The following is a 25447-nucleotide window of genomic DNA, read 5'->3' on the forward strand; positions in this document are numbered from 1 at the left end:
TGTCATACTCATTTTTAAAAATAACTTCTTGCGCCCAAGTACCGCTGTTTCCAATACGAATTGCTGAGATTGGAAATGTCGACGCCCGATGAGCTTGCATGAATAAAATCACCGCCGCCTAGATAAATCCCCATGTGAGACGGGCCGGATTTATATGTGGTAAAGAAGACAAAGTCTCCTACTGACGGCTGGCTGACTTTCTGCATGACATTCCAATATCCTGCCGTACTCAATCTTGATATAGATGATACATTATTAATGAGGTAATAAATGAAGCCGCTGCAATCAAAACCGGCAGGCGTGTTTCCGCCCCATCGGTAAGGCACTCCGACATATTTTTTCGCTTCCGTTATCATTCTGTCAATCTTCGAACCTATTTGAATGTTTGACCCTGAGTTATCTTTTGGCTTTGTTGGCTTTGTCGGATTTGAAGGATTAGATTTTGATGCTCCCGAAATAGTCAGAACCTGCCCGATTTGCAGCACATCCGATGATAAATTGTTTTTATCACGGATGCTTTGGACAGTGACTCCGAGCCGATTTGCAATTTTCCACAGCGAATCGCCTGCTTTTACCTTGTACGTCGTTGTTTTTGAGGGATTGGAGTTTGACGGCTTTTTGGAACCGCTGTTTCCGTTCTTAGGTGAACTGCTTCCTTTTATTTTGAGCACTTGTTTAGGATAAAGTGTATCTGATGTTAAGCCATTTAAGGTTTTTAATTCAGCTACAGTCATATTTAAGCTGTTTGCGATTTTCCACAGTGAGTCACCAAGCTTAACCGTATATGTACTTTTTGAAGAACCTGAAGAATTGGAACCGCTGTTTTTCTTTGATCCATTTGATCCGCTTGAACTGCTTGTCCCTTTGATCTTAAGCTTTTGCCCCGGACGAATCAGGTCACTGCTCAGGCTGTTTAAGCTTTTAAGCTCAGAAACACTCATTTTATGATTTTTAGCAATCATCCATAGGGAATCACCATATGCAACTGTGTATGTTGATGTTTTGCTTGAGTTAGATGGGGATGTCGTGCTTTTTTTGCTGCTTTCAGGAACCTTAAGGCTTTGTCCGACATAAAGCACTGTTGATTTCAATTTGTTTTCGGATTTCAGAGCTGATATTGTCGTATCATACTGGCGGGAAAGTTTCCAAAGAGAGTCACCGCTTTTTACTTTTATCGTTTTTGCTTCCGCGGGTGCTGCGGCCATCGACGACCCAACAACTGCAGAAACAGCCAAGCCGGCTACAATCTTCTTTTTCATTCATTCAACCTCCTAAACTGTTTTTTTTGCAAAAACAGCTAGTATTTTGTTTCCAAAAATGGCACACAACTGTTTTATCGTCAATTTTTCAGCAAGTTAAACCCTTTTCAGACATTTGGCAGCATTTTCAGCATCATTCGACCTTTAAACCTTCAAATAAACATCTAACATTTTACATAAGCACGATATGTTTTTCGAAAGTCTAAGGAACTATTTAAGCGAGGGTAAAAATGATGGTTTTCTATTGATGAACGAAGCAGTTTCTCCTCCTTTCTTGTCTATTTTTCTAATCAATTCTCTATCGGCGTGTCAAATCCCTTCCTCTGCATTCTTATGAAATGGCAAAAAGCCTGCTCTTTCGATAAGAACAGGCTTTTACACTATGCATTTGCTGATTGAGTTTTTTGTTTTACAGCTTCAAGAATGCTATCGGCCGCTTTTTTAGAGCCGCCTGCCGCTTTCAGTGATTGTCCAATTTCTTTTGCCTTTTCAGCATACGAACGATTATTCATTACTTCTTGTATCGTCTCTTTCAGAAGGCTTTCAGATAATTCTTCTTTTTTTAACACTTTTCCTGCACCGACTTTTTCCACCTGATCTGCGACAACAAATTGGTCGCCTCCCATCGGAATGACAACGAGCGGGGTTTCAAAATACAAACCTTCACTTGTACTGTTCATTCCGCCGTGGGTCACAAATAAGCTGGCTCTTTTCAATATCTCAAGCTGAGGGACATACGGGCGTACAATGAAATTCTCCGGAATGTCGTTTAACTCACTTGTTTTAATATGCTTGCCGATGGAGAGCACAACTTTACCGTCAAAGTCCTTACACACTTCAAGGCATTGATTAAAAAACTGCTTTTGATTATTAAAAATGGTTCCCATTGAAATAAACAGCACGTTTTCATTGTCAATCTGATCAAATGGGAAATCATTGTTTCCGGCTCTTTCTGTAATGGAAGGACCGACAAATACATATCGCTCGCCAAATTGCTCAGCCAGTGGCTGAAATCCCCTTGATGTAAAGACGATTGTCAAGTCACCATCAGCTAAAAAAACATCAAATGGCTTCTTGATCTCTGCTTGAAAATCAGCATTTAACGTTTCTGCAAGCTGCTGGTATGATTCATAATGAGGCGAATCTTCAAGTGATCCTTTCATGTACGCTCCCATCATTTTCTTCGCAAATTCCTCATTCATCGCAAAGGTTGTACACAATGAAAATCTTGGCAGCTTCAGCATGTTGGCAATGACTTTACCCGCGAGAAGATGGTGATCATATATGACGTAATCATACGATTCATGTTTGACTTCCTCATAAATATGAGTCGCGATATCCTTACAGGCTTTCAAAAAAGCGCAGAGCATTTCTGTGAAATCTCTTTCTTCATCGCCGGTTGCGTTTTTCCCGAAGTAATCTCCCCTGAAATCATGATACTCACGAAACTCTATATCAAGGGCAGTGATTTTTTCTTTATATTCCTTCACTGCGTAGTACGTAATGTTTTCTCCCCGGGATTTCAGCTCCTTCATCACACCGATAGAGGGATTAATATGCCCTTCACCGGGGAAACCGATCATTAATACATTAGCCATGCGGCAGCCACCCTTCCTTTGAAAATTTATGTAATATTCTATACGGTACTATAAATACATAAACAGGTAAAGTATTTCACTTAATTAATATTCATCACACATAACTTTTCTACCAGTTTATATTTCCTGTCTTCAAGACAAAAAGCATTCAGCTTGAAGCGAATGCTTTAATAAAGATACGAATTCAGTCATTTTGTCTCATGATAGGATTCTTAATCAGGCCCTTTTTATTATTTTTACGTTCTTGGTGAAATTAACGGATATAATACACCGTCTTTGGCAAACGACATCTTCCCTGTTTCCTCTGAAACCACGAGCACCAGTGCATCCGTATATCCCGACATACCAAGGGCCGCCCGGTGCCGGGTTCCCAGATGGATATCCACTTCCTTCGTCGTCAAAGGGAGCACATTGGCTGCTGAAACGAGTTTGTTTTCCCTCACTAACAAAGCGCCGTCATGAAGAGGGTTTCCGGGAAAAAAGATGCTTTCAATTAATGAAGAGCTGATCTCGGCGTGTAGGGAGGTGCCTTTTTGAATAAAATGTTCAACCGGGTCTGCTCTTTCAATCACAATTAAAGCTCCATGCTTATGTTCCGATAAGGCTTTAATCGCCTTGGCCAGCTCAATAAATGCCGGCGTAAATTCCTCAATGTATGATTGCAAATAAAAGGAGGATGCAATCCCCTGCATGTCCTGAAAAACGTGCCCCAAATCATCTAATTCACAAAGAAGGCACTGGTCTTTTTCGTGAAGCGTTTTCAAGATTAGAGATGCATCACCTAATATTTGCTCTAAGTACACCTGTATTTTCCCCTTGAACGCATTTTCTGATATCTGCTCATAGCGCATAGCCTTCATCTCCTGTTCAAATTTCCAACTTTTCACGAATGCTTATCTTATTGATGCACATTCTATTGGTAAAGGAGGGATGTAAAGAATGGAAATCGAAAGAATCATTCAGTATATTTGCACCTTTTTAGGCGTGATTTCGCTTTCTTTTATTTATGCCCAAATGTTTAGAAAAACGAAACCGACAAAAAAAGAATAGGCCCGGCGTTCATTGCTTTTTATACATAAAATGTTATAATTTCTCTCGTTATGAAAAAGAAACGGAGATCAATGTATGAAAGAAACTCAAAACGCCCGGGAAAAAATCAAACAGCTCTTGCACATTTTAATACCGATATTCATTACCCAAGCGGGGCTTTCTCTAATGACTTTTCTAGATACGGTGATGTCAGGGAAAGTCAGCCCCGCTGATTTAGCGGGTGTCGCGATTGGCTCAAGCCTTTGGACCCCTGTTTACACAGGACTGGCAGGTATATTAATGGCGGTCACCCCGATTGTCGCTCAGTTATTAGGCGCCGAGAAAAAACAGAAGATCCCCTTTACTGTTTTACAGGCTGTATACGTGGCCGCGCTACTTAGCATCGCCGTTTTAGTGATTGGATATGCTGCAGTTGACCTTATTCTTGGCCGATTGAACCTTGATATTCACGTGCATCAGATTGCTAAACACTTTTTAGGCTTTTTATCACTGGGAATTTTCCCTTTATTTGTTTACACCGTGTTGAGATCATTCATCGACTCATTAGGAAAAACGAAAGTCACCATGATGATTACACTCAGTTCTCTTCCGATCAATTTTGTATTGAATTATGTATTTATCTTCGGGAAGTTCGGAATGCCGGCACTTGGGGGTGTCGGCGCGGGGCTGGCATCCGCGTTAACTTATTGGTGTATCTGCATCATCAGTTTTTTCATTATTCATAAAAACGCACCGTTTTCTGAATACGGGATTTTCCTTACCATGTATAAGTTCTCTTGGAAAGCATGCAAAAATTTGCTCAAAATCGGGCTGCCTATTGGGTTCGCCGTGTTTTTTGAAACGAGCATTTTCGCAGCTGTCACGCTTCTCATGAGCCATTTTCATACAGTGACCATCGCGTCCCACCAGGCAGCCATGAATTTTGCGTCTCTTTTATATATGCTGCCGCTCAGCGTATCCATGGCTTTAACAATTGTTGTCGGGTTTGAAGCTGGTGCAGCCCGTTTTAAGGATGCACGCTCATATAGCTTAATCGGCATCATGATGGCGATCGGCTTTTCTTTGTTCACTGCCGCCTGTATCCTTTTATTCAGAGAGCAAATTGCGGGCATGTACACCTCTGACCCCGATGTGCTCCGGCTGACACAGCACTTTTTAATTTATGCGCTATTTTTTCAGCTTTCCGATGCTGTTGCCGCACCGATCCAGGGAGCACTCAGAGGGTACAAAGATGTGAACTATACGCTTGCGGCCGCTTTTGTCTCTTACTGGGTCATTGGCCTTCCGGTCGGTTATATGGTCGGTACGTTTACAAGCCTCGGTGCATTCGGCTATTGGATTGGATTAATAGCGGGACTCGCCGCCGGAGCAGTTGGGCTGTTTTTCAGGCTGGCAAAACTGCAAAAACGTTATTCGCAAAAACAACACATTTAAAAGAGGTGATCAATCATGGCAAAAAACAAAAAATTATTCGAGTATCTTTCCCAGCATGCGGAAACCATCAGTTCAACATGGTATGAAACAATCGAGGAGACTGATCCCAATTCCATTTATGCCTCAACAGACCCTGTTGTCATTCACAATTTAAAGAGCCAGAATCTTGCCTTTAACTATAAAATAAACCGTATTTTTATAGATGATGAGGACGTATACTTGCCTATACTGAAAGAATGGGCCTTTGAAGTCACACAGGATCAAGAGCATTTAAAAACTCCTATCCACTATATTATTCGGGAGTTTGTCAGAGTGAGAGATTTATATGTTTCCTGTGAAAGAATTTGTCCATCTCAATCAGGATACTGTGAAAAGCGAAGAAGCCGAAGACCTGTATCACGCCCTTATAAAAGCGTTTGATCTTGTGATTCATATTTTTATAGAAGAAATGTACAAAAACACAAGCCTTCAGCTTCAGGCCCAAAAAGATATGATTACTGAATTGAGCGCTCCGGTCATCGTGCTGTTTCACAGCGTCGGACTGCTGCCTTTAATCGGAGATATTGATACAGTCCGCGCCAAGCTGATTATGGAAAACACACTGCATCAATGTGCGAAAAAAAAGGTGACACAACTGTATATTGATTTGTCAGGAGTAGCTGTGATTGATACGATGGTTGCCCATCAGCTGTTCAGTCTGATTGAGGCGCTTCGTTTAATCGGTGTTTCTTCAACTTTGTCTGGAATCCGTCCGGAAATCGCGCAAACAGCGGTTCAGCTAGGTTTGTCTTTCGAAGGTATTTCCTTGAGATCCACTCTCGCTTCAGCAATTGCATCGGACTTAAAATTAAAAAAGGTATAAGGCTTAAGGCCTTACACCTTTTTGATTAATCATTCCATTGATACGTCCAATATATTTCTTCTTCAAACCATGTTGCCATAACAGGTTCATTATTTTTCAATTTCTCTTCAAGCTCTCTGAGCATGCCTTCTGTTTGTGTGCGGTGAGCTCTTAACGCATTCATTTTAATATCAGCTACTTCTTTGATATCAAGTACGACATCAGCTTCGCCGAGAACCTCTTCTCTGTTGCGGGTAATGGCCATGCAGATTGTACGCGGACGGTCTTCTTTCTTTTTGCGATATAATGCACGGATAACCGCTTCCCCGCATGCATCATGGTCAGGGTGCACACCGTGTCCGGGATAAAATGTGACAATTAAACTTGGTTTTACATCATCTATGATCTCTTCCATGATATCAGCTAAATACTCATCGTCTTCAAATTCGAGCGTTTTGTCACGGAGTCCAAGCATACGAAGGTCATTGATATCCATTTCTTTGCAAGCGTTGATGAGCTCTTGTTTTCTTAGCAGCGGCAACGTTTCACGATTCGCGAAAAATGGATCGCCCATATTTCTGCCCATTTCACCTAAAGTGGCGCAGGCATACGTAACGGGAATGTCTTTTTTTCTGTTTAAGGCAATTAGACCTGCCACTCCATATGATTCATCATCAGGGTGAGGCAGGATTACTAGTACATGTTCTTTCATTATTATTCACCCTTTTCTTTAAACTGTGAACGGTTTTTCGCTGATTTGCAGAGAAATAGCCAGTTTACCGCCCGGCAGATGTCCCGCCATTAATAAACGGTTTTCTTCATCTACCGTGTATTCAGTCAAGCCTTCAGCATAAATCCAGCCTTCTTCTGTTTTCAAGCCAACGCGGTAAGGCCCGTTACCTTTGATTTTTGCCTGATGATAAGTGACTTTTGCATTGCGGATATACGCAACAACTGTCATGTTCTTTTCATTTAAATGCGCTGAATAAGAACCTGTGGTGGTTTCTAAATGGATATATACAGGGCGGTCCGCATATCGTTCTAAAGATGCTTGCACATCTTCTTTTATGATCGCTTTCATGATTGCTCCCCTCTTTCTTCTTTTAAATACTCTGCACGTTCTGTATGTAATTTGACCAGCTGATATTTCACAGCCGGTTCGAGCTGTGAATTCACAATGCGCTGAATCGCGGCAAAATATTTTTCCAGCATCGGTTTTCGGAGTCTTGGATGTGTTCGTCTATCCAAGAGCTCAAGATCAATCGCCTCTGCTACCGCTTCTGCGTCATCATGTGCGAGAGATCGGTTATTCCAAAGTGAAGCATAGGCTTTCACTATCTCTTTATCATTGTCCATCGTCTTGCTCCTTTATGTCTTACATACATGAAATGATTATACATAATATATGCATCAGCTGAAAAGCCAAAGGCCTCAATGGCTTTTTGACGCCCGTTTCCACTTCACTTGTGAAAACGTAAACAAGAGCAGCGCAGCCCATATACAGCTGAATGTAAAAGCCTTCGAGCTTGAAAATGGCTCATGGTAAACAAACAGCCCGATCAGCAGGGTAATGGTCGGCGCAATATATTGTAAGATACCGACTTGATACAGCGGCAGCCGTTTCGCTCCTTCCGCAAACAATAAGAGCGGCAAAGCCGTAAACACACCGGCCAAAAAGAGAAGCAGCCACGTCCCTCCGCTTTCTGCACCCGCTGGCTGAACATGTCCGCTGAACAGCAAATACCCCAATGCAATGGGCATAATCATGAATGTTTCCAGCGTTAAGCCGATGGCGCTCGGCATGCTTGTTCTTTTTTTGCTTAACCCGTATAGCCCAAAACTGAATGCCAGCAGAAGCGCAACATAAGGAATGGAGCCGTATTGGAACGCCGAGATGATGACACCGGCTGCCGCAATCGAAACGGCCACTAATTGCAGGCGATTCAGTTTTTCCTTTAAAAATAAAATCCCAAGGAGCACTGATACAAGCGGATTAATGTAATAGCCAAGACTAGCCTCAAGCAAAAAGCCATGGTTGACAGCCCATATGTATACAAACCAGTTGATCGAAATCAGGATAGAGGCAAGAAATAAAGAGAGGATCCCTCCGTTCTTTTTCAGAGAGCGCAGCTCCTGCCATCCTATTTTCCATTGCCGCAAGAAAAAAAGTACGATACACATAAAAACAAAAGACCATATAATACGATGAGCCAAAATATCAAGAGCCGGCAGCTGTTCGAGAAGCTTCCAATAGAGCGGAAACAGGCCCCACATGATAAAGGAAACGGCTGTGTAAATAACGCCTTTTTTTGTTTCTGAATATTGCATTTATATCCCTGCCTTTCTTTAGAGCATCTTATATTATATCACGTGAAAGATCTGGCGGGCATATACTATTTTGTCCGTGAAGAAAGGATGTGAAGACAATGTTTGAGTGGAACAAGTACTTTCCTTTCCACAATCAATTTTCTAAAGAAGCATTAAAAAAAGCTGATCCGAAAGAAGTTGAAACGTATGTCAATCGTGTGATGGAAAGTGTGTTCGGCAGTGATTATGCGGCTCAATTTCCTTTCCGCGATCCTCTCCCTCAAAAAGAACAGCCCGCCAAACCTGATGCAAAACCTGATGTCAAACCTGATATAGATATATTCGAAACAGCAGAACATGTGTTTGTAAAGGTGCCAATCAGCGAAGAATGGCTGGAACAAGTGAGAATCAAACACACATCTCACGAATTATGGTTGGAAAACTTCCCAAGAGCAGATCATCCGAAAAAAGTAAACCTTCCTTGTTTAGTCAAACGCAAAGGAACAAAAGCCGTCTATAAGGATGGCCTTCTGGAAGTCATGTTTCAAAAGCAGCAAGACTACAATATGTCCGAGGTAGAAATCATCCGATAAAAAACGGCCTGCAATCGATGCAGGCCGTTTTTATTAATAGAAGCCGGGATATCCCCCGTATGGCACGCCGGCACCAAAACCGTACGGTCCGCCTCCGTATCCGAAAGGGCCAGGAGGATAGGCATAGGGACGAGAATAGTTAAACAGCGCACTCCCGAGAAAACCGCCTAATAAACCGCCGACTAGAGGAGCGCCAAACAAAAAAGGACTACGCGCCGGATATCCGGCTGGACCTGGGATTCCGCGATAATACGAATGATGAGGGTACATGATTTTTTCCTCCTTTATGTCTGCCTATACGTAAAGTATTCAGCAAGGAAGAAAAACGATTGGGCTACGGACTGTCTATGATTGTTACGTCACAAGCCCTGCCAATAACACACAGCCGAGCCCTGTAACCGAAAGAACTGTTGTAAGCAGCGTCCAGGTTTGAAATGTTTCTTTCATGCTCAAGCCGAAAAATTCCTTTACCATCCAAAATCCTGCATCATTTACATGACACGCAATGACACTGCCGGCTCCTGTTGCAAGCACCATTAACGCGGGGTTTACACTGCCAGCCTCCATAAGCGGAGCTGCCATTCCCGCTGTGGTAAGTGCAGCCACGGTAGCAGAGCCTAGACACAGACGCAGAACCGCGGCGATGGTCCATGCAACGAATAGCGGCGACATGTTTGTTTGACGGAAAAAATCAGCGACATAATCGCCGACCCCGCCGTCAATCAGCACCTGTTTAAACGCTCCTCCCCCTCCTATGATGAGCAGCATCATCGCAATTTTCGAAATTGATTCTGAAATAGATCTGCTAATTTCCTGCATAGATATTTTACGGGCATATCCCATCGTATAGAGTGCAAGCAACAGCGAAATGAGCATTGCCGTTCCCGGAGTGCCGATAAATTCTATAATGTCTTTTCCTTTTGAATGTTCACTCAATAATAAAGAAAAAACTGTTGCCATTGCCATAAAGATAACCGGGAATAAAGACGTGACAGCACTGATCGCAAAGCCCGGTGTTTCATCCAGCTGAAATTCTTTCCTCGGTCCTAACCCCGATAAGTTTCCATGCTTTTGATACGCACCAGGAAACCGTTTCATCGCAAATTTATTAAATAAAGGCCCGGCAATCACAGTTGTCGGAACAGCGATGATGATTCCAAAAAGCAGCACCTGGCCAATATGGGCACCGTATGCAACTGAGATAGCAGTTGGAGCAGGATGCGGGGGCAAAAATCCGTGAGTAACATTTAAGGCGGCGGCCATCGGGATTCCCAGATACAGAAAAGGCATTTTTAATTCTTTAGCAATCGCGTAAACAATCGGTATCAACAGAACAAGACCCACTTCAAAAAACAGCGCAATACCGATGATAAAAGAGGCAACCACAACCGCCGCCTGTATTCGTTCCTTCCCGAATTTGTCAATCAGCGTAATGGCAATCCGGTAGCCGCCCCCAGCATCTGAGACAAGCCTCCCGAGCATCGCGCCAAGTCCAAACACTAAAGCTAAATGCCCCAGCTGCCCGCCAATTCCAGTCTCAATTGAAAGAACAATTTTATTGATATCCATTCCAAGTCCGATGGCTACTAAAAATGAAACGACAATCAGTGAGACAAAGGTATTTAATTTTACTTTAATAATGAGAAATAACAGAATCAGCACTCCGACAGCTACAATTAAAATCGGCATGGTACCCCTCCAAAAGTGTTTTATATGATTCTCGCGACAATGTTTTGGCGCTTTTCATGCCTAGATGAACAGAAAACGCTTTCATTAATAACTAAAAACGTCTTGGTTATATGATTGTTATCTTTTGATCAACTAATATGTTCATACTAATCTCCTAATCAATGACTGTCAATCGTTTTTATGAGCTTGTCTCGATTATCTACCGCCTAACCCAATGATGTATTAGTTATATGTTGATTAACTTTTGGTTATATGTTATGTTTTTTAAGGTTGACTGCCAATCATTATATTTATCCATTGTCAGGAAGCAAATGAGACAATATGAGAACAGACGGATAACAACTTCACAAGAGGAGGAGTACACATGCCATTATTGCGTTTTGATGTAATTGAGGGCCGTGATGAAAAATCGCTGCAATTGTTATTAGATACTGCTCACCAAGCGATGGTTGAAGCGTTTGGTGTTCCGGAAAGAGACCGTTATCAAATTGTCCATCAGCATCCCGCAAACGAGCTTATAATCCAAGATACGGGATTAGGGTTTCAGAGAACCAAGGACCTGGTCATCATTAGCATGACAAGCAAAGCAAGAACCGAAAGCCAAAAGGAAAAATTGTATGCTCTGCTTGCTGAAAGGCTAGAAGAAAAATGCGGAATTTCCCCTGAAGACCTCATGGTATCTATTACTGAGAATGGTGACGCAGACTGGAGTTTCGGTCTCGGTGAGGCGCAATTTTTGAATGGAAAACTATAAGATTTCGTCTCCCCATAAAAAAGAAGAGAGAGCTCCAAAGAAGCTCTCTCTTCTTTTCATAAATGCGGAAGTCATCAGTATAGAAGCATCCAGCAATACGAAAAACCTGGATCTCCTTTTAGATCCGGTTTAAATGCCAATTGGAAGATGAATGGGTTTTGGCGTAAAATAAGATTTTCATAACAAGATAAATCATTATCCTCATTTACAACAGGCTGGATGCTATAACTTATTGATCATTTCCTATTTTATATATCCCCTTCATATGCACATGACACTTTTGCCAATCCGGAAATGTCAGTCTGTCAAATATAAAAAGTCATGTAAACGGGTGTGAACCGTACTTACATGACTCACCATGGAAACAAGAGCGCTTTTTCAGACGCCGCTTTCCTTATTTCTCTTCTTCACACACTGTGTCACCAGGCTCGCAAAATTGATCGGCCCATGCCTGCATCTCTTGAAATACAGCTTGAAGCGCTGTTCCTTTTTCAGTTAGCGTGTAGATGACTTTGACCGGCGTTTCAGGGAGAACCTGCCGTTCGACAATCTCGTTTTGTTCAAGCTCCTTCAAGCGCTCTGCCAACATTTTTTGGCTGATCATCGGTATTGTTTCCGTTATCTCTTTAAACCGTTTCGGCCCATCCATTAGCACATGGATGATCAGACCGTTCCATCGTTTTCCCAGCAATGAAAATGCGGATTCCATTTTAGGGCACATCGTATTTCCCACAAGTCTTCATCCCTTCATCTATTGATTGACATGTATTCAATGATCCATTACAATAATCTTTCAAGTTACATTTAGTAAGCTTCTAACTTTTCTATTATCATACCACGTTTATCCGAAGGAGGAAACACTATGACGAATACTCTGGATGTTTTAAAAGCACGTGCATCTGTAAAGGAATATGATACAAAGGCCCCGATCTCTAAGGAGGAGCTGACTGAGCTATTAGACCTTGCCGCTAAAGCGCCTTCCGCTTGGAACCTTCAGCATTGGCATTTTACAGTATTCCACAGCGATGAATCAAAGGCGGAGCTTCTTCCTGTAGCGTATAATCAAAAACAAATCGTTGAGTCTTCTGCTGTTGTTGCCATTTTAGGCGATTTAAAGGCAAATGAAAACGGTGAAGAAGTTTATGCTGAATTAGCAAGCCAAGGCTATATTACGGATGAAATCAAACAAACATTGCTCGGCCAAATCAACGGTGCTTACCAAAGCGAGCAATTCGCACGTGATTCCGCTTTCTTAAATGCTTCTTTAGCTGCTATGCAGCTTATGATTGCCGCAAAAGCAAAAGGTTATGACACTTGCGCAATCGGCGGATTTAACAAAGAGCAGTTCCAAAAGCAATTTGATATCAGTGAGCGCTATGTTCCGGTTATGCTAATTTCAATCGGCAAAGCAGTGAAGCCTGCGCATCAAAGCAACCGTCTGCCGCTTTCAAAAGTATCAACTTGGCTGTAAGGATATGAAAAACCTTAGTCCGAAATCCGGACTAAGGTTTTTTTTATACAATCGCCTCTTTGTACCATTCACGAGCCTGTTCAGCTTCATGCTGAGTCAGCTGATGGCCCCCGTCCTGCCAGAAAACGGAGGCTAATGCCCCGCTGTCACGTAAATAGCGGTAAAGCTCTTCTGATTCTTCCTTCGTGCAAAGAGGATCGTATTTCCCGGCACCGATAAAAACAGGGAGCCCCGCCATATCAGGCAGCTCGATACCCCGAATCGGAACCATTGGATGATGCAGAATAGCCCCTTTTAACACATCTTTATAATGAAAAAGCAGGCTTGCCGCAATGTTTGCGCCGTTTGAATAACCGACTGCAATCACTCGGTCGCGATTAAACTGATGCGTTTCTGCAGCCTCGTCGATAAAATCTTTCAATTCTCTTGTCCGCACCACAAGATCCTTTTCATCAAAAACTCCTTCACTCAGACGTTTGAAAAATCGCGGCATTCCATTTTCAAGCACCGATCCTCTGACACCAAGCAAATGAGCATCAGGGTCTATAACCCGTCCCAATGAAAGCAGATCGTGTTCATTACCGCCCGTGCCATGCAACAGCAAAAGTACGTTGTCAGATGTTCCTTTTTCATAAATATGCTTCATTATAAATTCCCCCTTTTAAAGTTCAGGTAAAATGTCTGTAATTTGTTGTCTATGTTTCTCCAGCCATTCAGGCAGTTTTAAGGAAGTCCCTAGCTCAGCAAACGTTTCATCTGTCATAAAGCCCGGTTCATCTGTGGCAATTTCAAATAAGATACCGCCTTTCTCCCTGAAATAAACTGATGTAAAGTATACCCTGTCGAGAATTTCTGACGAAGGAAGATGGTTTTCAGCAATAATCGGCAGCCATTTCGCCTGTTCCTTTTTCTTTGTCCGAAACGCTACATGGTGTACCGTACCATATCCTCCGACTCCTCTTTTTTCAGGGTGTAAATGGACATCAATGACACCGCCGACGGCCGCTGAGATTGCCAGTCTGACAATCTGGTCTTCTTCGGCCACTTTGGTATATCCAAAGCTTTCCGTTAACAATTGTATGGTCGCCTGCGGGTCGTAGGAATATAGCAGCACACCTTTCATTCCCGTAATTGCTTCATTTGTTGTGATCCCGTCAGGCGTCCACTCGCTTTTGCCGCTTTTCGCATCCTCCATGATCGCCAGCGGAAGGTCTTCTGTATCATCAAAAATAAGACCTTTTTCACCAAACAACGTTTTTTCCTCTAGGCTCAGCCCGCTTTTCTCAAGACGCTCCTTCCAAAAAGACAGGGAGCCTGAGGGAACTGAAAAGTACACCCGGCCCGCTTGGCCTTTTCCTACCGTTCCCTGTCCGCTTCCTTGGAACGGAAAAAAGGTCATTATTGTACCGGGATCTCCGTTTTGATTCCCAAAGTAAAAATGATACGTTCCGGGATCATCAAAGTTTACTGTTTTTTTAACAAGCCTGAGTCCAAGCGCTTCTGTATAAAATCGCAAGTTTTCTTGCGGATCTCTGGCGAATGCTGTGACATGGTGCAATCCTTCTGTTTTCATTTTCTCACTCCTATTTATCTCGATTTCAAGATATTTATTATTTTAAACCTTTATTCAAAAGGATGCAAACCATGTGTTTTGATTAAATAATTGAAAAAATCATTTTTTTCTAATAATTATCTTGTGATCTTTTCTTACAACTGCTATTATAGTGAGCATTATCATGTTTCAGGAGGAAAGTAAATGGTTAAAAAAGCACTTATTGTTATTCTCATTCTTTTGCCATTCGTTCAGCTTGCGCTTTTGCCGCTTGTGAATCGAATAGAACCGATTATATTCGGCCTGCCGTTTTTCCACTTTTGGCTGCTGTTGTGGATTATTATTACGCCGTTATGCTCATTTGGCATTTATCAGATGCAAAAAAAAGATGGAGGACTTGAATAATGCAAGGGAATCTGACCGCACTTCTCATTACTGCTATTATTGTTTTAACCGTTGTCTGTATCGGCTTTCTCGCCGGAAGAGACAAATCCTCGCGCACTTCTGTGGAAGAATGGTCTGTCGGCGGCAGACGCTTCGGCGGTCTTCTCGTCTGGTTTTTAGTAGGCGCTGACCTTTATACGGCCTATACTTTCTTAGGGTTGACCAGTACTGCTTTTACAGGCGGAAGTGTTGCATTTTTCGCCATTCCTTATTCTGTGTTGGCCTACTTTATCGCCTACTTCTTCTTGCCAAAACTTTGGAAGGTTGCGAAAATTCATAAATTAACAACACTCGCGGATTATGCCCGGGAACGTTTTAACAGTAAGCTTTTGGCAAGCCTCGTTGCCATCGTCGGGGTACTCATGCTTATTCCGTACATATGCCTTCAGCTGAGCGGCATTCAAGACACGCTTCAGGTTGCCGGCACCGGATATATTAATGTAAAATTCGTTGTGATCATTTCATTTATTCTTGTTGCTCTTTACACATTCTTCAGCGGGATTAAAGGGCCTACATATACAGCCATCATTAAGGACATTTTAGTATGGGTCATTATGCTGTTTATGGTGGTGTCCCTCCCTCTCATTCATTTTAACGGCTGGACACCGATGATTGACACGTTAGTGAAGGAAGCGCCTCAAATGCTGACGATACCGGCAGAAGGGCCAAAAGGCATTCCTTGGTTTATCACAGCATCTATTGTTTCCGCTCTGGCACTATTTATGTGGGCACATGCCGCTACAGGTGTTTTCACGGCGAAAAGCGCTGATGCAGTAAGAAAAAACAGCATGTTTTTGCCGCTTTATAATATCGTGTTAATTTTGGTTATTTTTCTTGGCTTTATCGCCTTTCTTGTCCTGCCGGAAGATACAAATCCAAGGCTGGCGCTGCTGCATTTGATTCAAACATCTTACGGCGGCGTGGCACAAGGTTTTGCATATGCCACTATCGCTCTTGCTTCATTAATACCTTGTTCCATTATGGCAATCGGCGCATCGAATTTATTCGCCAACAACCTATACCGGGATTTGATTCATCCGAATGTGTCGCAAAGCAAGCTGACCCTCGTCACACGTTCAATGGTCTTTGTTGTCATCGGTCTTGCGCTGCTGTTTGGAATGCTGTTCCCGACTGCCTTAGTGACACTCCAGCTATTAGGTGTATCCGGTATGGTGCAAATCTTCCCGGCGATCGCTGTCAGCCTGTTCTGGAAAAACCAAACGAAAGAAGCGACAGTTATCGGATTATTAGTCGGCCTAGCGGTTACGTTTATTGTGTATACCACTCAATCCGCACATGGCATTTATGAAGGATTCTGGGGATTGGCCGCCAACATGATCGCTGTGGTGATCCTGAATCCGCTGTTCGTTAAAAACGCGGGATCCAATCCTGTCATTGAAGGTTTATTTGGCAAAAAACAAGACGCTAATCCAAATCAAAAGGGTGCATAAAAAAACCATACGCGGCAGCCGCGTATGGTTTTTTTACATTTCTTTTTTCAGTGTTTCAATTGCCTTTTCCATTTGCGTATCATTATCAGACAGCTTCTTTTGAAGTTCTATCATTAATTTCGTTGTTGTATCGCCAGTCAGTATGCCTGTTTCTTTCAGCTTCTCTTTTTTCTGGAACTGTTTGACGACAGATACAAAGTCCTGGTCATACGTACTGTTAATCTTTACCTTGTAACCAAGTGCTTTGAGCATTTTCTGAGCCACTTTGACGTTTGTGCCTGTATCACCTGATTTGTACGTTTTATCTGCGTCCAAATACGGCAGCTTCGCGTAATCAGGCAGCTCTGCTTTCACTTGAGGCTTGATGCCTTTTTTGTGAATCCATTCGCCGTCAGCAGTCAGCCATTTGGCAACTGTCAGTTTGACGGTAGAGCCATCATCATATTCTTTTGCCGTTTGTACTGTACCTTTGCCGAATGTCGTCTCGCCGATTAACGGTACGTTTGACGATTCATGAAGGGCAGCGGCCATAATTTCGGCTGCGCTTGCTGTACCGTCATTTACTAAAACGACGGTCGGCTTGGTCACTTTCCGTTCTTTTTCGGCCTTCATGACTTCTTTTGAACCGTTTTTGTATTCAACCTGCATGATGTTTTTCCCTTTATCAATGAACAGGTTGCTCATCGTAATCGCCTGTTCCATTAAGCCGCCCGGGTTGCCTCTCAAGTCTAAAATATAGCCTTTGGCGCCTTTTTTCTCTAAACTGTCAATCGCATCTGTCAGCTCTTTAGCTGTTGTTTCAGAGAAAGAAGTGATTTGAATTTCTCCGATGTTGTTGTCTTTCATCTCTGAATAGACAGTCTCTACAGGAATGGTATCGCGCTTAATGGAAAGATCGATATTCCCCACTCCCGCTCTGTTCAGTTCAAGCTTCACCTTTGTGCCCTTTTTGCCTCGGATTAAAGCGACGGCTTCATTTACATTCATGCCTTTTACGCTTTTTCCATTCACCTTAATGATTTGGTCCCTCGGTTTGATACCGGCTTTTTCAGCAGGTGAACCTTTAATTGGGGATACAATAAGGATTTCTCCGTCTTTCTCCTCTACTTGGGCTCCGATTCCTTCAAAAGATGCTGAAATCGTCTCGTCGAATGATTTCGCTTGCTCTTGATCCATATATGTAGAATACGGATCATCCAGTGATTGAATCATTCCTTTAATTGCTCCGTCTACTAATTTGTCATCATCTGTTTTTTGGTAATAATCACTTTTGATTTGCTCATACGCTTTATTTAATTTGTCGAACTTGCTGTCTCCTGTGCTTGCTGATTTTTGGCCCAGGATACTGGAATTGCCCGTAATAAATAAAGTAAGCGCCGAAGCGACAACTGCAGTGATCAGCACAATAAAAAACAGTTTTAATTGCCGTTTCAATTAAACACCACCTTTTTCTTCTTACATTATTATCATGGACGAATTCTTATTCGTCAACTCGGAGCAGAAATGAAAGAGAAACGCCCTTCTTTTGCTTTTCATAAACCTATGTCTTTATACGACATATGATAAGGAAAAAGGAGGATTCGATATTGAGCCGATATTTAGAAATGCTGTCCTTATTCGGTGTCGCAGGGGCGCACCCAGGCGGGCTGGCTTTTTCAAAAGCGGTCTTGCAAAAGGCTGCGCCCTCCCCGGATCAGCCGATTCTTGATGCCGGATGCGGAACAGGGCAAACGGCGGCTTATTTAGGACATTTGCTGTATCCTGTAACAGTCGTTGATAAAGATCCTATTATGCTTGAGAAAGCGAAAAAAAGATTTGCGAATGAAGGGCTTGCCATCCCTGCATATCAGGCGGAGCTGGAACATCTCCCGTTTTCTTCTGAGTCCTTTTCCTGCGTCCTGTCAGAATCGGTCCTCAGTTTTTCACGACTGACATCCTCTCTTCAAGAAATTTCAAGAGTTTTAAAACCCGTCGGGATGCTGATTGGTATCGAAGCTGCTTTAAAAAAACCGATGCCCCCTGCAGAAAAGAAGCAAATGATGGATTTTTACGGATTTACTTGCTTACATGAAGAAAGCGAATGGCATAAACTCCTAAGATCCTATGGCTTTCAAAAAACAGAAGCGATGACACTTCTTCCGGAAGACATGGAATTTGAACCAACCACAGAAATGGATTTATCGCAAACGATTGATCCCATCTATTACGATACGCTTCAAACACATTATCAGCTCATGCAGTTATATAGTGAGTACATGGGTCATTGTATTTTTATCGCGTACAAGTAAAACGGCGTATCGCCCCCTGTTTTCGTCCAACCTTTTTTTCCTATCTATCATATGCTGATAGAAAGTCAGGATAGGAGGGGAACAATATTGGAGAGATATTATCATCTTTGCAAAAACCATCAAGGTAAAGTCGTCAGAATTACAGAGAGAGGCGGGAGAGTTCACGTCGGCAGAATTACCCGTGTAACAAGAGACAGAGTTTTTATAGCTCCGACCGGCGGAGGGCCAAGAGGTTTCGGTTACGGATATTGGGGCGGTTATTGGGGATACGGAGCAGCTTACGGTATTTCCCTCGGTTTAATTACAGGGGTCGCTCTTGCTGGTTTATTCTTCTGGTAAGCATAGAACAAATGCTAGATTCACCAGACACAATAAAGCCCGCTTATCTAGTATAAGCGGGCTTTTCATTTTAAATTTTCTTCACTTTTTCAAAGTACTCTTCAAGCGTTAAATCATTATCTTGGATGACCTTTGCGGCTTTTTTGCCTACATAGCGCAGATGCCATGGCTCATATTCATATTTCGTGATATCTTCTTTATTTTTCGGATAGCGAATGATAAAGCCATATTTATAAGCATTGTCCTGCACCCATTTCCCGTCTGCCGTGCTTCCGAACGCTTCATTTAGCTCAAAGCCATTGCTCCGGCTCGAAATGTCCATCGCAAGGCCTGTTTGATGCTCGCTTTCACCCGGGTAAGCGACCGCTTCCTTTGCCTTCTTTTCCCCTTTTAGGCTTACTTCATTGTCAAAAATGACTTTCTGTCTGTCATACGAACGGTACCCTGAGACAGCTGCCAGTTCATAGCCTTCCTTTTTGGCAGCATCGAACATTGTTTTTAATGCGTCGGCCGCTTCTTTTCTGATGTAACGTTTTTGAATCTTTTCTTCAAAAGAAAACTCTACATCAGGTATGACAAGATCGCTAGGTTCATAGTTTCCGGGCAGTGCATATTGTTTATTGACAAGCGCGAGTACATTTTCTGGATTTTGAATGGTTTCCAGACCATCGACTTTTTTAATATCATTGAAATACTGGCTTTCCAATGAAAACTCACTGTTTTGAGTGTTTGATTTTTTGCTGTCAGCTGTTTTTTGTTCTGTTTGCTTTGTTTCTGCTGTGGTTTTCGTATCCTTTTGAGCATCTCCGTTCGACATGCTGCAGCCGGCTCCGACTATTGCCGTTACACTCAGAGCGGCAGCCAGTGAGAACCATTTACCGGACTTTTTCATATTACATTACCTTCCTTTTATCAATCGTTTCCGCATTCATAAAGAAGAGGCTGCCGGCACCCAGCACGCCTCTTGATATATTTTATTGTGATACGGAATGTAAAGCCACTTCTATCATATCATGAAATGTCGTTTGACGCTCTTCCGCTGTCGTTTCTTCTCCTGTTAATACGTGATCACTCACGGTGAGAATTGACAGGGCTTTTCTTCCGTGCTTCGCTGCTAATGTATACAATGCAGTTGTTTCCATTTCAACGCCAAGCACACCGTATTTTGCAAGTTTTTCAATTTGCGAATCGTCGTTGTAGAACTGGTCAGCTGTAAATACGCTTCCTACAGTCACCGGCACACCTTTATCTTTTGAGGCATCATAGGCATTTTTTAAAAGCTCGAAATCTGCGCAAGGCGCAAAATCAATGCTTCCAAAAGCGACTCTGTTCATTTGTGAATCAGTTGAAGAGGTCATCGCCAAAATGACGTCTCGCACTTTGACATCTTTACGAATAGCGCCGCAAGAACCGACTCTTATTAGATTTTGCACATCGTAGCTTTGAATTAATTCATTCACATAAATTGAAATAGACGGAACGCCCATTCCCGTGCCTTGTACTGAGATTTTTTTACCTTTATATGTACCCGTAAATCCATACATGCCTCTGACTTCATTGTAGCATTCTACATTTTCAAGATACGTTTCTGCAATAAATTTTGCTCTGAGAGGATCTCCCGGCAAAAGCACTGTATCCGCAATTTGTCCTTTTTCAGCACCTATATGTACACTCATCTCATATCCTCCTGTAAATCTAAATTATCATCCAGCCCGTCCATTTTACAACGAATGTCATGATGAAACAAACTTCAGCATTGATTATAAAGGAATATGTCGAAAAAAGAAATGTTCGAGGATCTGTTAGGCACTTCCTCAGAAAAACGGATAATCGGGGTGTTAATTTGAAAACCTAACCGCAGGAAGGAGGGGTGGGACATGGGTAAAAAACATCGCAACCGGATCACCGGCCAAAAAAAGAACAATCATATACCTGAAAAAGATATCATTGCAGCTGAAGAAGCACACGGGAAAGAATATTCTGCTGCCAAACGCAAGCCTTAAAACTGCAGAAAACTGCGGGTTTCCGCAGTTTTCTTTTCATTATGTCGTTTGTACAATCAGACGATTGATTTTCCTCCAGCCGGCGGGAAGCAGTTGATAATATGTTTTCCCTTTTCTGCCTTCATCAATCAAGATCACGTCCCCTGTGGCCATGAATCTTGCATCATAATCACTCGGAACAGTGTCGAATACATTAAACAAAGAGAATGCTCTTTTCAGCACGTCTTGATGATCGCTCCCGTTCAGTTCAGTTCGATAGACGGCTCTGTAGCCCTTTTTTTCGCCAAACCGGGGTGTCTGAAATATTGTCACGTCATAGGAACAAGACTTCTTTTTAAACACGGATAACATCATCAAGATCCCCTCCCTTTTATTTCTTTAACATATTGGCGTTTTTGCTGTGTTTTCCTCTCTCTATTTTTGTCGAAACCGCTTAATCTTTTCGTCAAAACCTTTTACTAGGAAAAACAGAAGCAAGCCGAGGCTAAAGCCTCCTAACACATCTGTCACAAAATGAACCCCCAGATACACTCTGCTTATGCCGACTAAAACAGTAATTACACCGGCTATGATATATACCATTTTTTTATGCTTGGACAAAAACGGGAGATGTTTCACTAAAAAGTAAGCAATAACAGGATAGACACAAGCAGCATTCATGGAATGGCCGCTCGGAAAACTGAAGGATGATTCATGAACCAGCGGTGCAAAATCAGGCCTCACTCTTTCGATCCATTCTTTTAAGACTTTGTTTAACAGCCGATCTGTGCCGAATACTAAGAGCATCAACAGGCCGTCCCATGTTTTTCTGTAGAAAAACAGGCCTGCTCCAATGATGACAATTAGAGGGAGCAGAAAAGAAGAAGCACCAAGATGCGTGATCCCCGTCATGACTTCATTAAGCCATGGCTGACGGATCAAAACAGCTGCCCTGCTTATTGCTTCATCTGCAGATTGAACAGCATTTGTATGAATGGCCGCAGCTAGAATGAGAAAGAAAAGAAACAAACTAACGGGCTTGTACAATTTTAACCACCTCAATTTTTTCAAAAGTCATAGAACATGAATAATAAAACCGGAGCTGACCGCTCCGGTTTTAAGCCTCACTCATCTTCATCCAGCTCTTCATCTATCATACATTTTTCTATCAAATAATCAAAGGTAATATCAGCGATTTCAAACAGCTCATCCTCACTCGGTATGTAGCCCCGTCTTGCAAGCTCTCTGTAAAAAAATTCAGCGATTTCTTCCGTATCAATCACAAGATCTATTTCTTTCATCTCCGTACCGCCTCCTTTTTTATGTTTTATGAAAAAACAGGCTGAATTATACCCGGTGTTCTAAACAATTCTTTCAGTCATATATTGAATAAAAAACGAGCCATGGGAGGCTGACGCTATGATTGCTAAAATGATGGAAGCACTGGACGGAGAAAGATTTGATATCATAATGGAAAAAACGCTCAAAGGAATGACGCGTGTGATGATTTGGGGCTGTCTGCCATATTTTTTATATGTCTTGATCCGTATGTTCACAAACTAACTGAAATGCTCTTTTAAACTTTCCAAAACAAACATCATCATGTCTTTATATTCTTCATCATGAAACATTTCGTACAGAATTTTGTAGTCATTATAAATATCCAGAAGCTCATCAACAATTGACACAGCAAGGATGTGAAGGGTATCTTGATCTTCATCATCGCCTTCAAACTGAAGAAGAGCAGACGATGCGATATCTTCGCCGATCTCATGGCCAGTTTCTCCTACATAATGGACAAACAACAGCTGATGCACAAACTGGTCCATTTCATATTTTCTAAGCACCAGCGTGAGATCCTCTTCCTCCGTTTCAAGCCACTCTCCATCCTTTAAACGGGTCAGCTCATAAATGATATCTTCCCAGCCATCTTCTAAATATCTCCAAATTTCTGTTCTATGGCCGATAATGCGAAAGAGTTCTTTTCCATAATCTTTTACATAAACAACGTCCCCAATAAGGAATTCATACTCAATATCAAGCTTCTCCATGTCGACAATGACACCCTCATAATCTTTATAAAGCTGAATGGATGATTCAAAGTATAAAACTTCGTTATGATTGACTTCATAAAGATAGTGTTTATCAATTTGGTGTACTTTTGTGATGGTGCCGACTGTTCCATACATAATGACGACTACGATATCCCCTACTTGGAATTTCGGTTTATTTTGCTTCATGGTGTCTCCCCCTCGCCGCAACATTTCTCATACGCTATCGTATGCCGGGTGAAGCCAATTCGCATGGGCATGAAAACCAAAGGAAATATCCAATTATGGTATGGGTATGGACATAAAAAAATCCGCAGTGATCTGCGGATGAAACAGCTATTATCTGCCGTGCACTTCAGACTCGTATTGATCCCAAGCTTCATCAAACGTCGCCATCGTGTGAAGGTAATCAGCATTCAGCTCCAAATATGAACTGATTTCATGATAATCGGTTGATGTTTTTGGAAAGCTGTGATCCTCATACGCCTGATTGGCAAATTCACTGATGCTGTCCTTCGGCTTAGGGTGTCTGTATTTCAATAAATAGTGATAAAAGGATTTCATGGGTTTCCCCTCCTGGTGTCTGTCTTTTGTTGTTCTATTATACAGTTCAAGTGTAAAATTACAACAAAAGAATACTGAAACATGACTCAGGAGAAGTCAAAATAGTTGCGTTTCAAAATTCTTTCTGTCTCCATGAGCTGCTGATATGTCAGGCTTTCAGGCAGTTTTTTTGTTTGAATTAAAAGCAGCTGATCCTCAATCTCCTTAACCATGTTTTCCTCTTGATAAGTCATACCGCAGGAAGAACATACCATGGCAGGGGTGTCTGTCAGTTCAATAGCCCTCGTTCCATCAGGGAGCTCCCAGTACACCGTGTTCCTGCCGGGCACCGCTTCAAGCTCGCCGCACCATTCGCATGTTTTCATGAAGAATCCCCTCCGCATTCAGTCTCTTTCTGTTTTTTCTGCTGCGCCAAAAATTTCTTTTCTTTAAGCTGATCTCTTTTCTCACGCCGATCTTTTAATGTTTCATGCTCCGGATTTGCGATGTATGCCTCTCTCCTTTTGATTCTGTCTACATTTTCAGGTGTAAACGAAACTTCTTTGTCAGCAAAAATGGCACTCAGCCCGATCGGCTCCTTTTTGTCAGCGGTTTCAGGGAAAACAGACTCAAAATAGGCGTCTGCCTGATTGGGGATATAATTCTCTGGTTCCGGATATGACGTAATCACACCTTCAAAATTTCTTAAGATCACTTTGTCAGGACTTTGTGACAGTACATAGTTTGGCTGCAGGGCGATTTTACCGCCGCCGCCTGGTGCGTCAACGACAAAGGTAGGAACCGCATAGCCTGAGGTATGACCTCTCAGCCCTTCAATGATCTCCAAACCTTTGGAAACAGGAGCTCTGAAATGCCCGATTCCCTCTGACAGATCACATTGGTAAATATAATAAGGACGGACTCTGATTTTTACCAAGTCATGCATGAGCTTTTTCATAATTGGAACCGAATCATTAATACCTGCTAATACGACAGCCTGATTTCCGACCGGCACTCCCGCGTTCACCAGCTTTTCACATGCCTCAACGGATTCTTCTGTCATTTCGATGCTTGTGTTAAAATGGGTATTCAGCCAGACCGGGTGATATTTTTTCAATATCTCGCACAGATGATCGGTAATGCGCTGCGGAAAGACAACGGGCGCTCTTGTTCCGATTCTGATGACTTCCAGATGCGGAATGCTGCGCAGCTCTTTTAAAATATATTCTAAAATTTGGTCGTTGATGAGCAGCCCATCACCGCCTGAAATTAAACAATCGCGGATTTCGGGTGTTTCCCGGATATAAGCAATTGCAGCATCAAGCTGTTTTTTTGGGACGCCCATTCCGATTTGTCCGGAAAAGCGCCTTCTTGTGCAGTAGCGGCAGTACATGGAACATTGATTCGTGACAAGAAACAGCACACGGTCGGGATAGCGGTGTGTCAGACCGGGTACCGGTGAATCTTCATCCTCATGAAGCGGGTCTTCCAGATCGTATTTTGTTTTGTGCATTTCTTCTGAAAGCGGCACAGACTGCATGCGTACCGGGCATCTCGGATTGTCGGGGTCCATTAAAGAAGCATAGTAAGGTGTAATATTTAAGGGGATCGTTTTGGTAGAAATTCTGACGCCTTCCTCTTCATCCTCGGTCAGATTGATGACTTTCTTTAAATCATCTAACGTTCTTACAGTGTGTGTCAGCTGCCAAAGCCAATCGTTCCATTTCTCTTCCGGAACGTCCTTCCATAACTCGATCTCCTTCCAATGCCGTTTCGGTTTATACCATTTGTTTTTCAAACG

The 25447-nt window shown here is 42.5% G+C and carries 32 protein-coding genes and 1 pseudogene; 11 read left to right on the plus strand and 22 right to left on the minus strand.

The window, feature by feature from the left end:
* Positions 1-14: 14 nt before the first annotated feature.
* The 3 genes from cwlS to cdaS form a co-directional block, all read right to left on the minus strand.
* A complete protein-coding gene (gene cwlS / locus NYE49_RS10565) occupies positions 15-1259 on the minus strand; it encodes a D-gamma-glutamyl-meso-diaminopimelic acid endopeptidase CwlS (RefSeq protein WP_004399265.1) in 1245 nt (414 codons plus the stop codon).
* A 380-nt stretch (positions 1260-1639) separates the two neighbouring features.
* Positions 1640-2857, minus strand: a complete 1218-nt coding sequence (locus NYE49_RS10570) for a macrolide family glycosyltransferase (RefSeq protein WP_047182742.1) — start codon at positions 2855-2857, stop codon at positions 1640-1642.
* A gap of 236 nt (positions 2858-3093) precedes the next feature.
* Positions 3094-3717 carry a cyclic di-AMP synthase CdaS gene (gene cdaS, locus NYE49_RS10575; RefSeq protein WP_080030734.1) on the minus strand — a complete coding sequence of 208 codons (624 nt, stop codon included), beginning with the start codon at positions 3715-3717 and terminating at the stop codon, positions 3094-3096.
* Between the two features lie 265 nt (positions 3718-3982).
* On the opposite strand from cdaS, the gene NYE49_RS10580 reads away from it, so the two are divergent.
* Together NYE49_RS10580 and rsbRC are read left to right on the plus strand one after the other, a co-directional pair.
* Positions 3983-5341 (plus strand): MATE family efflux transporter, encoded by a 1359-nt coding sequence (locus NYE49_RS10580; protein ID WP_047182743.1) that lies wholly within the window; start codon positions 3983-3985, stop codon positions 5339-5341.
* 15 nt (positions 5342-5356) lie between these two features.
* Positions 5357-6203: pseudogene (rsbRC, locus tag NYE49_RS10585) on the plus strand (RsbT co-antagonist RsbRC).
* Positions 6204-6228: 25 nt separating this feature from the next.
* Here rsbRC and bshB2 read toward each other — a convergent pair.
* From bshB2 to rarD, 4 genes are all read right to left on the minus strand, one after another.
* Positions 6229-6894, minus strand: a complete 666-nt coding sequence (bshB2, locus tag NYE49_RS10590) for a bacillithiol biosynthesis deacetylase BshB2 (RefSeq protein WP_003231215.1) — start codon at positions 6892-6894, stop codon at positions 6229-6231.
* An 18-nt stretch (positions 6895-6912) separates the two neighbouring features.
* On the minus strand, positions 6913-7263 hold the full coding sequence (locus NYE49_RS10595) for a YojF family protein (RefSeq protein WP_003231213.1): 351 nt from the start codon (positions 7261-7263) through the stop codon (positions 6913-6915).
* Positions 7260-7538, minus strand: coding sequence for a hypothetical protein (locus NYE49_RS10600; RefSeq protein ID WP_047182744.1), 279 nt, complete (start codon positions 7536-7538; stop codon positions 7260-7262). The genes NYE49_RS10595 and NYE49_RS10600 overlap by 4 nt, the downstream gene beginning before the upstream one ends.
* Before the next feature lie 75 nt (positions 7539-7613).
* Entirely contained in the window at positions 7614-8510 is an 897-nt protein-coding gene (gene rarD / locus NYE49_RS10605; protein ID WP_047182745.1) for an EamA family transporter RarD, read from the minus strand.
* Positions 8511-8608: 98 nt separating this feature from the next.
* Here rarD and gerT point away from each other — a divergent pair, with 98 nt between their 5' ends.
* Positions 8609-9082 carry a spore germination protein GerT gene (gene gerT, locus NYE49_RS10610; RefSeq protein ID WP_047182746.1) on the plus strand — a complete coding sequence of 158 codons (474 nt, stop codon included), beginning with the start codon at positions 8609-8611 and terminating at the stop codon, positions 9080-9082.
* Between the two features lie 33 nt (positions 9083-9115).
* Here the strand turns inward: gerT and NYE49_RS10615 are convergent, their stop codons facing one another.
* Together NYE49_RS10615 and NYE49_RS10620 are read right to left on the minus strand one after the other, a co-directional pair.
* Positions 9116-9352: a hypothetical protein gene (locus NYE49_RS10615; protein WP_047182747.1), complete on the minus strand. Its 237-nt coding sequence runs from the start codon at positions 9350-9352 to the stop codon at positions 9116-9118.
* A gap of 84 nt (positions 9353-9436) precedes the next feature.
* The gene (locus tag NYE49_RS10620) at positions 9437-10771 is read right to left on the minus strand and encodes a gluconate:H+ symporter (protein ID WP_047182748.1); all 1335 of its coding nucleotides are present in this window, start codon (positions 10769-10771) and stop codon (positions 9437-9439) included.
* Positions 10772-11135: 364 nt separating this feature from the next.
* On the opposite strand from NYE49_RS10620, the gene NYE49_RS10625 reads away from it, so the two are divergent.
* Positions 11136-11525 carry a tautomerase family protein gene (locus tag NYE49_RS10625; RefSeq protein WP_014477090.1) on the plus strand — a complete coding sequence of 130 codons (390 nt, stop codon included), beginning with the start codon at positions 11136-11138 and terminating at the stop codon, positions 11523-11525.
* 394 nt (positions 11526-11919) lie between these two features.
* On the opposite strand, the gene yodB is transcribed toward NYE49_RS10625, so the two are convergent.
* Complete coding sequence (gene yodB / locus NYE49_RS10630) at positions 11920-12258, minus strand: transcriptional regulator YodB (protein WP_004399427.1); 339 nt, start codon at positions 12256-12258, stop codon at positions 11920-11922.
* 129 nt (positions 12259-12387) lie between these two features.
* On the opposite strand from yodB, the gene NYE49_RS10635 reads away from it, so the two are divergent.
* Positions 12388-12996, plus strand: a complete 609-nt coding sequence (locus NYE49_RS10635; protein WP_047182749.1) for a nitroreductase family protein — start codon at positions 12388-12390, stop codon at positions 12994-12996.
* A gap of 43 nt (positions 12997-13039) precedes the next feature.
* Here NYE49_RS10635 and NYE49_RS10640 read toward each other — a convergent pair whose 3' ends face one another.
* Both NYE49_RS10640 and NYE49_RS10645 read right to left on the minus strand, forming a co-directional pair.
* Positions 13040-13642 (minus strand): alpha/beta hydrolase, encoded by a 603-nt coding sequence (locus NYE49_RS10640; RefSeq protein WP_047182750.1) that lies wholly within the window; start codon positions 13640-13642, stop codon positions 13040-13042.
* Between the two features lie 15 nt (positions 13643-13657).
* Positions 13658-14569 (minus strand): ring-cleaving dioxygenase, encoded by a 912-nt coding sequence (locus tag NYE49_RS10645; RefSeq protein ID WP_047182751.1) that lies wholly within the window; start codon positions 14567-14569, stop codon positions 13658-13660.
* Positions 14570-14752: 183 nt separating this feature from the next.
* On the opposite strand from NYE49_RS10645, the gene NYE49_RS10650 reads away from it, so the two are divergent.
* Both NYE49_RS10650 and NYE49_RS10655 read left to right on the plus strand, forming a co-directional pair.
* Positions 14753-14953: a DUF3311 domain-containing protein gene (locus tag NYE49_RS10650; RefSeq protein ID WP_014114107.1), complete on the plus strand. Its 201-nt coding sequence runs from the start codon at positions 14753-14755 to the stop codon at positions 14951-14953.
* The gene (locus tag NYE49_RS10655; protein WP_047182752.1) at positions 14953-16443 is read left to right on the plus strand and encodes a sodium:solute symporter; all 1491 of its coding nucleotides are present in this window, start codon (positions 14953-14955) and stop codon (positions 16441-16443) included. Before NYE49_RS10650 ends, NYE49_RS10655 begins: the two co-directional genes overlap by 1 nt.
* Before the next feature lie 33 nt (positions 16444-16476).
* Here NYE49_RS10655 and ctpA read toward each other — a convergent pair whose 3' ends face one another.
* Positions 16477-17877, minus strand: coding sequence for a carboxy-terminal processing protease CtpA (gene ctpA, locus NYE49_RS10660; RefSeq protein ID WP_047182753.1), 1401 nt, complete (start codon positions 17875-17877; stop codon positions 16477-16479).
* A gap of 152 nt (positions 17878-18029) precedes the next feature.
* On the opposite strand from ctpA, the gene NYE49_RS10665 reads away from it, so the two are divergent.
* Both NYE49_RS10665 and NYE49_RS10670 read left to right on the plus strand, forming a co-directional pair.
* Positions 18030-18731 carry a class I SAM-dependent methyltransferase gene (locus NYE49_RS10665; protein ID WP_015483344.1) on the plus strand — a complete coding sequence of 234 codons (702 nt, stop codon included), beginning with the start codon at positions 18030-18032 and terminating at the stop codon, positions 18729-18731.
* A gap of 87 nt (positions 18732-18818) precedes the next feature.
* Positions 18819-19070 (plus strand): hypothetical protein, encoded by a 252-nt coding sequence (locus NYE49_RS10670; protein WP_014477099.1) that lies wholly within the window; start codon positions 18819-18821, stop codon positions 19068-19070.
* A gap of 70 nt (positions 19071-19140) precedes the next feature.
* Here the strand turns inward: NYE49_RS10670 and ldcB are convergent, their stop codons facing one another.
* Positions 19141-19962 (minus strand): LD-carboxypeptidase LdcB, encoded by an 822-nt coding sequence (gene ldcB, locus NYE49_RS10675; RefSeq protein ID WP_046340243.1) that lies wholly within the window; start codon positions 19960-19962, stop codon positions 19141-19143.
* 82 nt (positions 19963-20044) lie between these two features.
* On the minus strand, positions 20045-20746 hold the full coding sequence (gene deoD / locus NYE49_RS10680) for a purine-nucleoside phosphorylase (protein WP_047182754.1): 702 nt from the start codon (positions 20744-20746) through the stop codon (positions 20045-20047).
* Between the two features lie 201 nt (positions 20747-20947).
* On the opposite strand from deoD, the gene NYE49_RS10685 reads away from it, so the two are divergent.
* Complete coding sequence (locus NYE49_RS10685; RefSeq protein ID WP_003231174.1) at positions 20948-21073, plus strand: hypothetical protein; 126 nt, start codon at positions 20948-20950, stop codon at positions 21071-21073.
* A gap of 39 nt (positions 21074-21112) precedes the next feature.
* Here NYE49_RS10685 and yodL read toward each other — a convergent pair whose 3' ends face one another.
* From yodL to NYE49_RS10700, 3 genes are all read right to left on the minus strand, one after another.
* On the minus strand, positions 21113-21427 hold the full coding sequence (gene yodL, locus NYE49_RS10690) for a shape determination protein YodL (RefSeq protein ID WP_004399431.1): 315 nt from the start codon (positions 21425-21427) through the stop codon (positions 21113-21115).
* A gap of 60 nt (positions 21428-21487) precedes the next feature.
* Positions 21488-22099 carry a phosphatidylglycerophosphatase PgpB gene (gene pgpB, locus NYE49_RS10695; protein ID WP_015483346.1) on the minus strand — a complete coding sequence of 204 codons (612 nt, stop codon included), beginning with the start codon at positions 22097-22099 and terminating at the stop codon, positions 21488-21490.
* Positions 22100-22176: 77 nt separating this feature from the next.
* Entirely contained in the window at positions 22177-22353 is a 177-nt protein-coding gene (locus tag NYE49_RS10700) for a YozD family protein (protein WP_003231166.1), read from the minus strand.
* A gap of 118 nt (positions 22354-22471) precedes the next feature.
* Between NYE49_RS10700 and NYE49_RS10705 the strand changes: the two genes are divergently transcribed.
* Positions 22472-22615, plus strand: a complete 144-nt coding sequence (locus NYE49_RS10705) for a hypothetical protein (protein WP_003231164.1) — start codon at positions 22472-22474, stop codon at positions 22613-22615.
* Here NYE49_RS10705 and NYE49_RS10710 read toward each other — a convergent pair.
* The 4 genes from NYE49_RS10710 to ablA form a co-directional block, all read right to left on the minus strand.
* Positions 22612-23292 (minus strand): hypothetical protein, encoded by a 681-nt coding sequence (locus NYE49_RS10710; RefSeq protein ID WP_014480050.1) that lies wholly within the window; start codon positions 23290-23292, stop codon positions 22612-22614. The two genes, NYE49_RS10705 and NYE49_RS10710, sit on opposite strands and share 4 nt — an antisense overlap.
* Before the next feature lie 150 nt (positions 23293-23442).
* Positions 23443-23667, minus strand: a complete 225-nt coding sequence (locus tag NYE49_RS10715) for a YozE family protein (protein WP_003231160.1) — start codon at positions 23665-23667, stop codon at positions 23443-23445.
* A gap of 86 nt (positions 23668-23753) precedes the next feature.
* On the minus strand, positions 23754-24032 hold the full coding sequence (locus NYE49_RS10720) for a YokU family protein (RefSeq protein WP_047182755.1): 279 nt from the start codon (positions 24030-24032) through the stop codon (positions 23754-23756).
* A complete protein-coding gene (ablA, locus tag NYE49_RS10725) occupies positions 24029-25444 on the minus strand; it encodes a lysine 2,3-aminomutase (RefSeq protein WP_004399420.1) in 1416 nt (471 codons plus the stop codon). Before ablA ends, NYE49_RS10720 begins: the two co-directional genes overlap by 4 nt.
* Positions 25445-25447: the final 3 nt, after the last annotated feature.

It is taken from the genome of Bacillus sp. FSL L8-0358, assembly GCF_038593095.1.
Lineage (GTDB): Bacteria > Bacillota > Bacilli > Bacillales > Bacillaceae > Bacillus > Bacillus subtilis.

Coding starts and splice junctions, on each gene's coding strand:
- NYE49_RS10635 (WP_047182749.1), top strand. CDS start 12,388: ATGACGAATACTCTGGATGTTTTAAAAGCACGTGCATCTGTAAAGGAA.
- NYE49_RS10645 (WP_047182751.1), bottom strand. CDS start 14,569: ATGAAAACAGAAGGATTGCACCATGTCACAGCATTCGCCAGAGATCCG.
- NYE49_RS10710 (WP_014480050.1), bottom strand. CDS start 23,292: ATGAAGCAAAATAAACCGAAATTCCAAGTAGGGGATATCGTAGTCGTC.
- NYE49_RS10715 (WP_003231160.1), bottom strand. CDS start 23,667: ATGAAATCCTTTTATCACTATTTATTGAAATACAGACACCCTAAGCCG.
- yodL (WP_004399431.1), bottom strand. CDS start 21,427: ATGATGTTATCCGTGTTTAAAAAGAAGTCTTGTTCCTATGACGTGACA.
- NYE49_RS10720 (WP_047182755.1), bottom strand. CDS start 24,032: ATGAAAACATGCGAATGGTGCGGCGAGCTTGAAGCGGTGCCCGGCAGG.
- NYE49_RS10615 (WP_047182747.1), bottom strand. CDS start 9,352: ATGTACCCTCATCATTCGTATTATCGCGGAATCCCAGGTCCAGCCGGA.
- ldcB (WP_046340243.1), bottom strand. CDS start 19,962: ATGAAAAAGTCCGGTAAATGGTTCTCACTGGCTGCCGCTCTGAGTGTA.
- cwlS (WP_004399265.1), bottom strand. CDS start 1,259: ATGAAAAAGAAGATTGTAGCCGGCTTGGCTGTTTCTGCAGTTGTTGGG.
- NYE49_RS10620 (WP_047182748.1), bottom strand. CDS start 10,771: ATGCCGATTTTAATTGTAGCTGTCGGAGTGCTGATTCTGTTATTTCTC.
- NYE49_RS10580 (WP_047182743.1), top strand. CDS start 3,983: ATGAAAGAAACTCAAAACGCCCGGGAAAAAATCAAACAGCTCTTGCAC.
- cdaS (WP_080030734.1), bottom strand. CDS start 3,717: ATGAAGGCTATGCGCTATGAGCAGATATCAGAAAATGCGTTCAAGGGG.
- NYE49_RS10650 (WP_014114107.1), top strand. CDS start 14,753: ATGGTTAAAAAAGCACTTATTGTTATTCTCATTCTTTTGCCATTCGTT.
- NYE49_RS10700 (WP_003231166.1), bottom strand. CDS start 22,353: ATGAAAGAAATAGATCTTGTGATTGATACGGAAGAAATCGCTGAATTT.
- gerT (WP_047182746.1), top strand. CDS start 8,609: ATGTTTGAGTGGAACAAGTACTTTCCTTTCCACAATCAATTTTCTAAA.
- bshB2 (WP_003231215.1), bottom strand. CDS start 6,894: ATGAAAGAACATGTACTAGTAATCCTGCCTCACCCTGATGATGAATCA.
- NYE49_RS10595 (WP_003231213.1), bottom strand. CDS start 7,263: ATGAAAGCGATCATAAAAGAAGATGTGCAAGCATCTTTAGAACGATAT.
- rarD (WP_047182745.1), bottom strand. CDS start 8,510: ATGCAATATTCAGAAACAAAAAAAGGCGTTATTTACACAGCCGTTTCC.
- NYE49_RS10625 (WP_014477090.1), top strand. CDS start 11,136: ATGCCATTATTGCGTTTTGATGTAATTGAGGGCCGTGATGAAAAATCG.
- NYE49_RS10705 (WP_003231164.1), top strand. CDS start 22,472: ATGATTGCTAAAATGATGGAAGCACTGGACGGAGAAAGATTTGATATC.
- NYE49_RS10685 (WP_003231174.1), top strand. CDS start 20,948: ATGGGTAAAAAACATCGCAACCGGATCACCGGCCAAAAAAAGAACAAT.
- NYE49_RS10655 (WP_047182752.1), top strand. CDS start 14,953: ATGCAAGGGAATCTGACCGCACTTCTCATTACTGCTATTATTGTTTTA.
- NYE49_RS10600 (WP_047182744.1), bottom strand. CDS start 7,538: ATGGACAATGATAAAGAGATAGTGAAAGCCTATGCTTCACTTTGGAAT.
- deoD (WP_047182754.1), bottom strand. CDS start 20,746: ATGAGTGTACATATAGGTGCTGAAAAAGGACAAATTGCGGATACAGTG.
- NYE49_RS10640 (WP_047182750.1), bottom strand. CDS start 13,642: ATGAAGCATATTTATGAAAAAGGAACATCTGACAACGTACTTTTGCTG.
- NYE49_RS10570 (WP_047182742.1), bottom strand. CDS start 2,857: ATGGCTAATGTATTAATGATCGGTTTCCCCGGTGAAGGGCATATTAAT.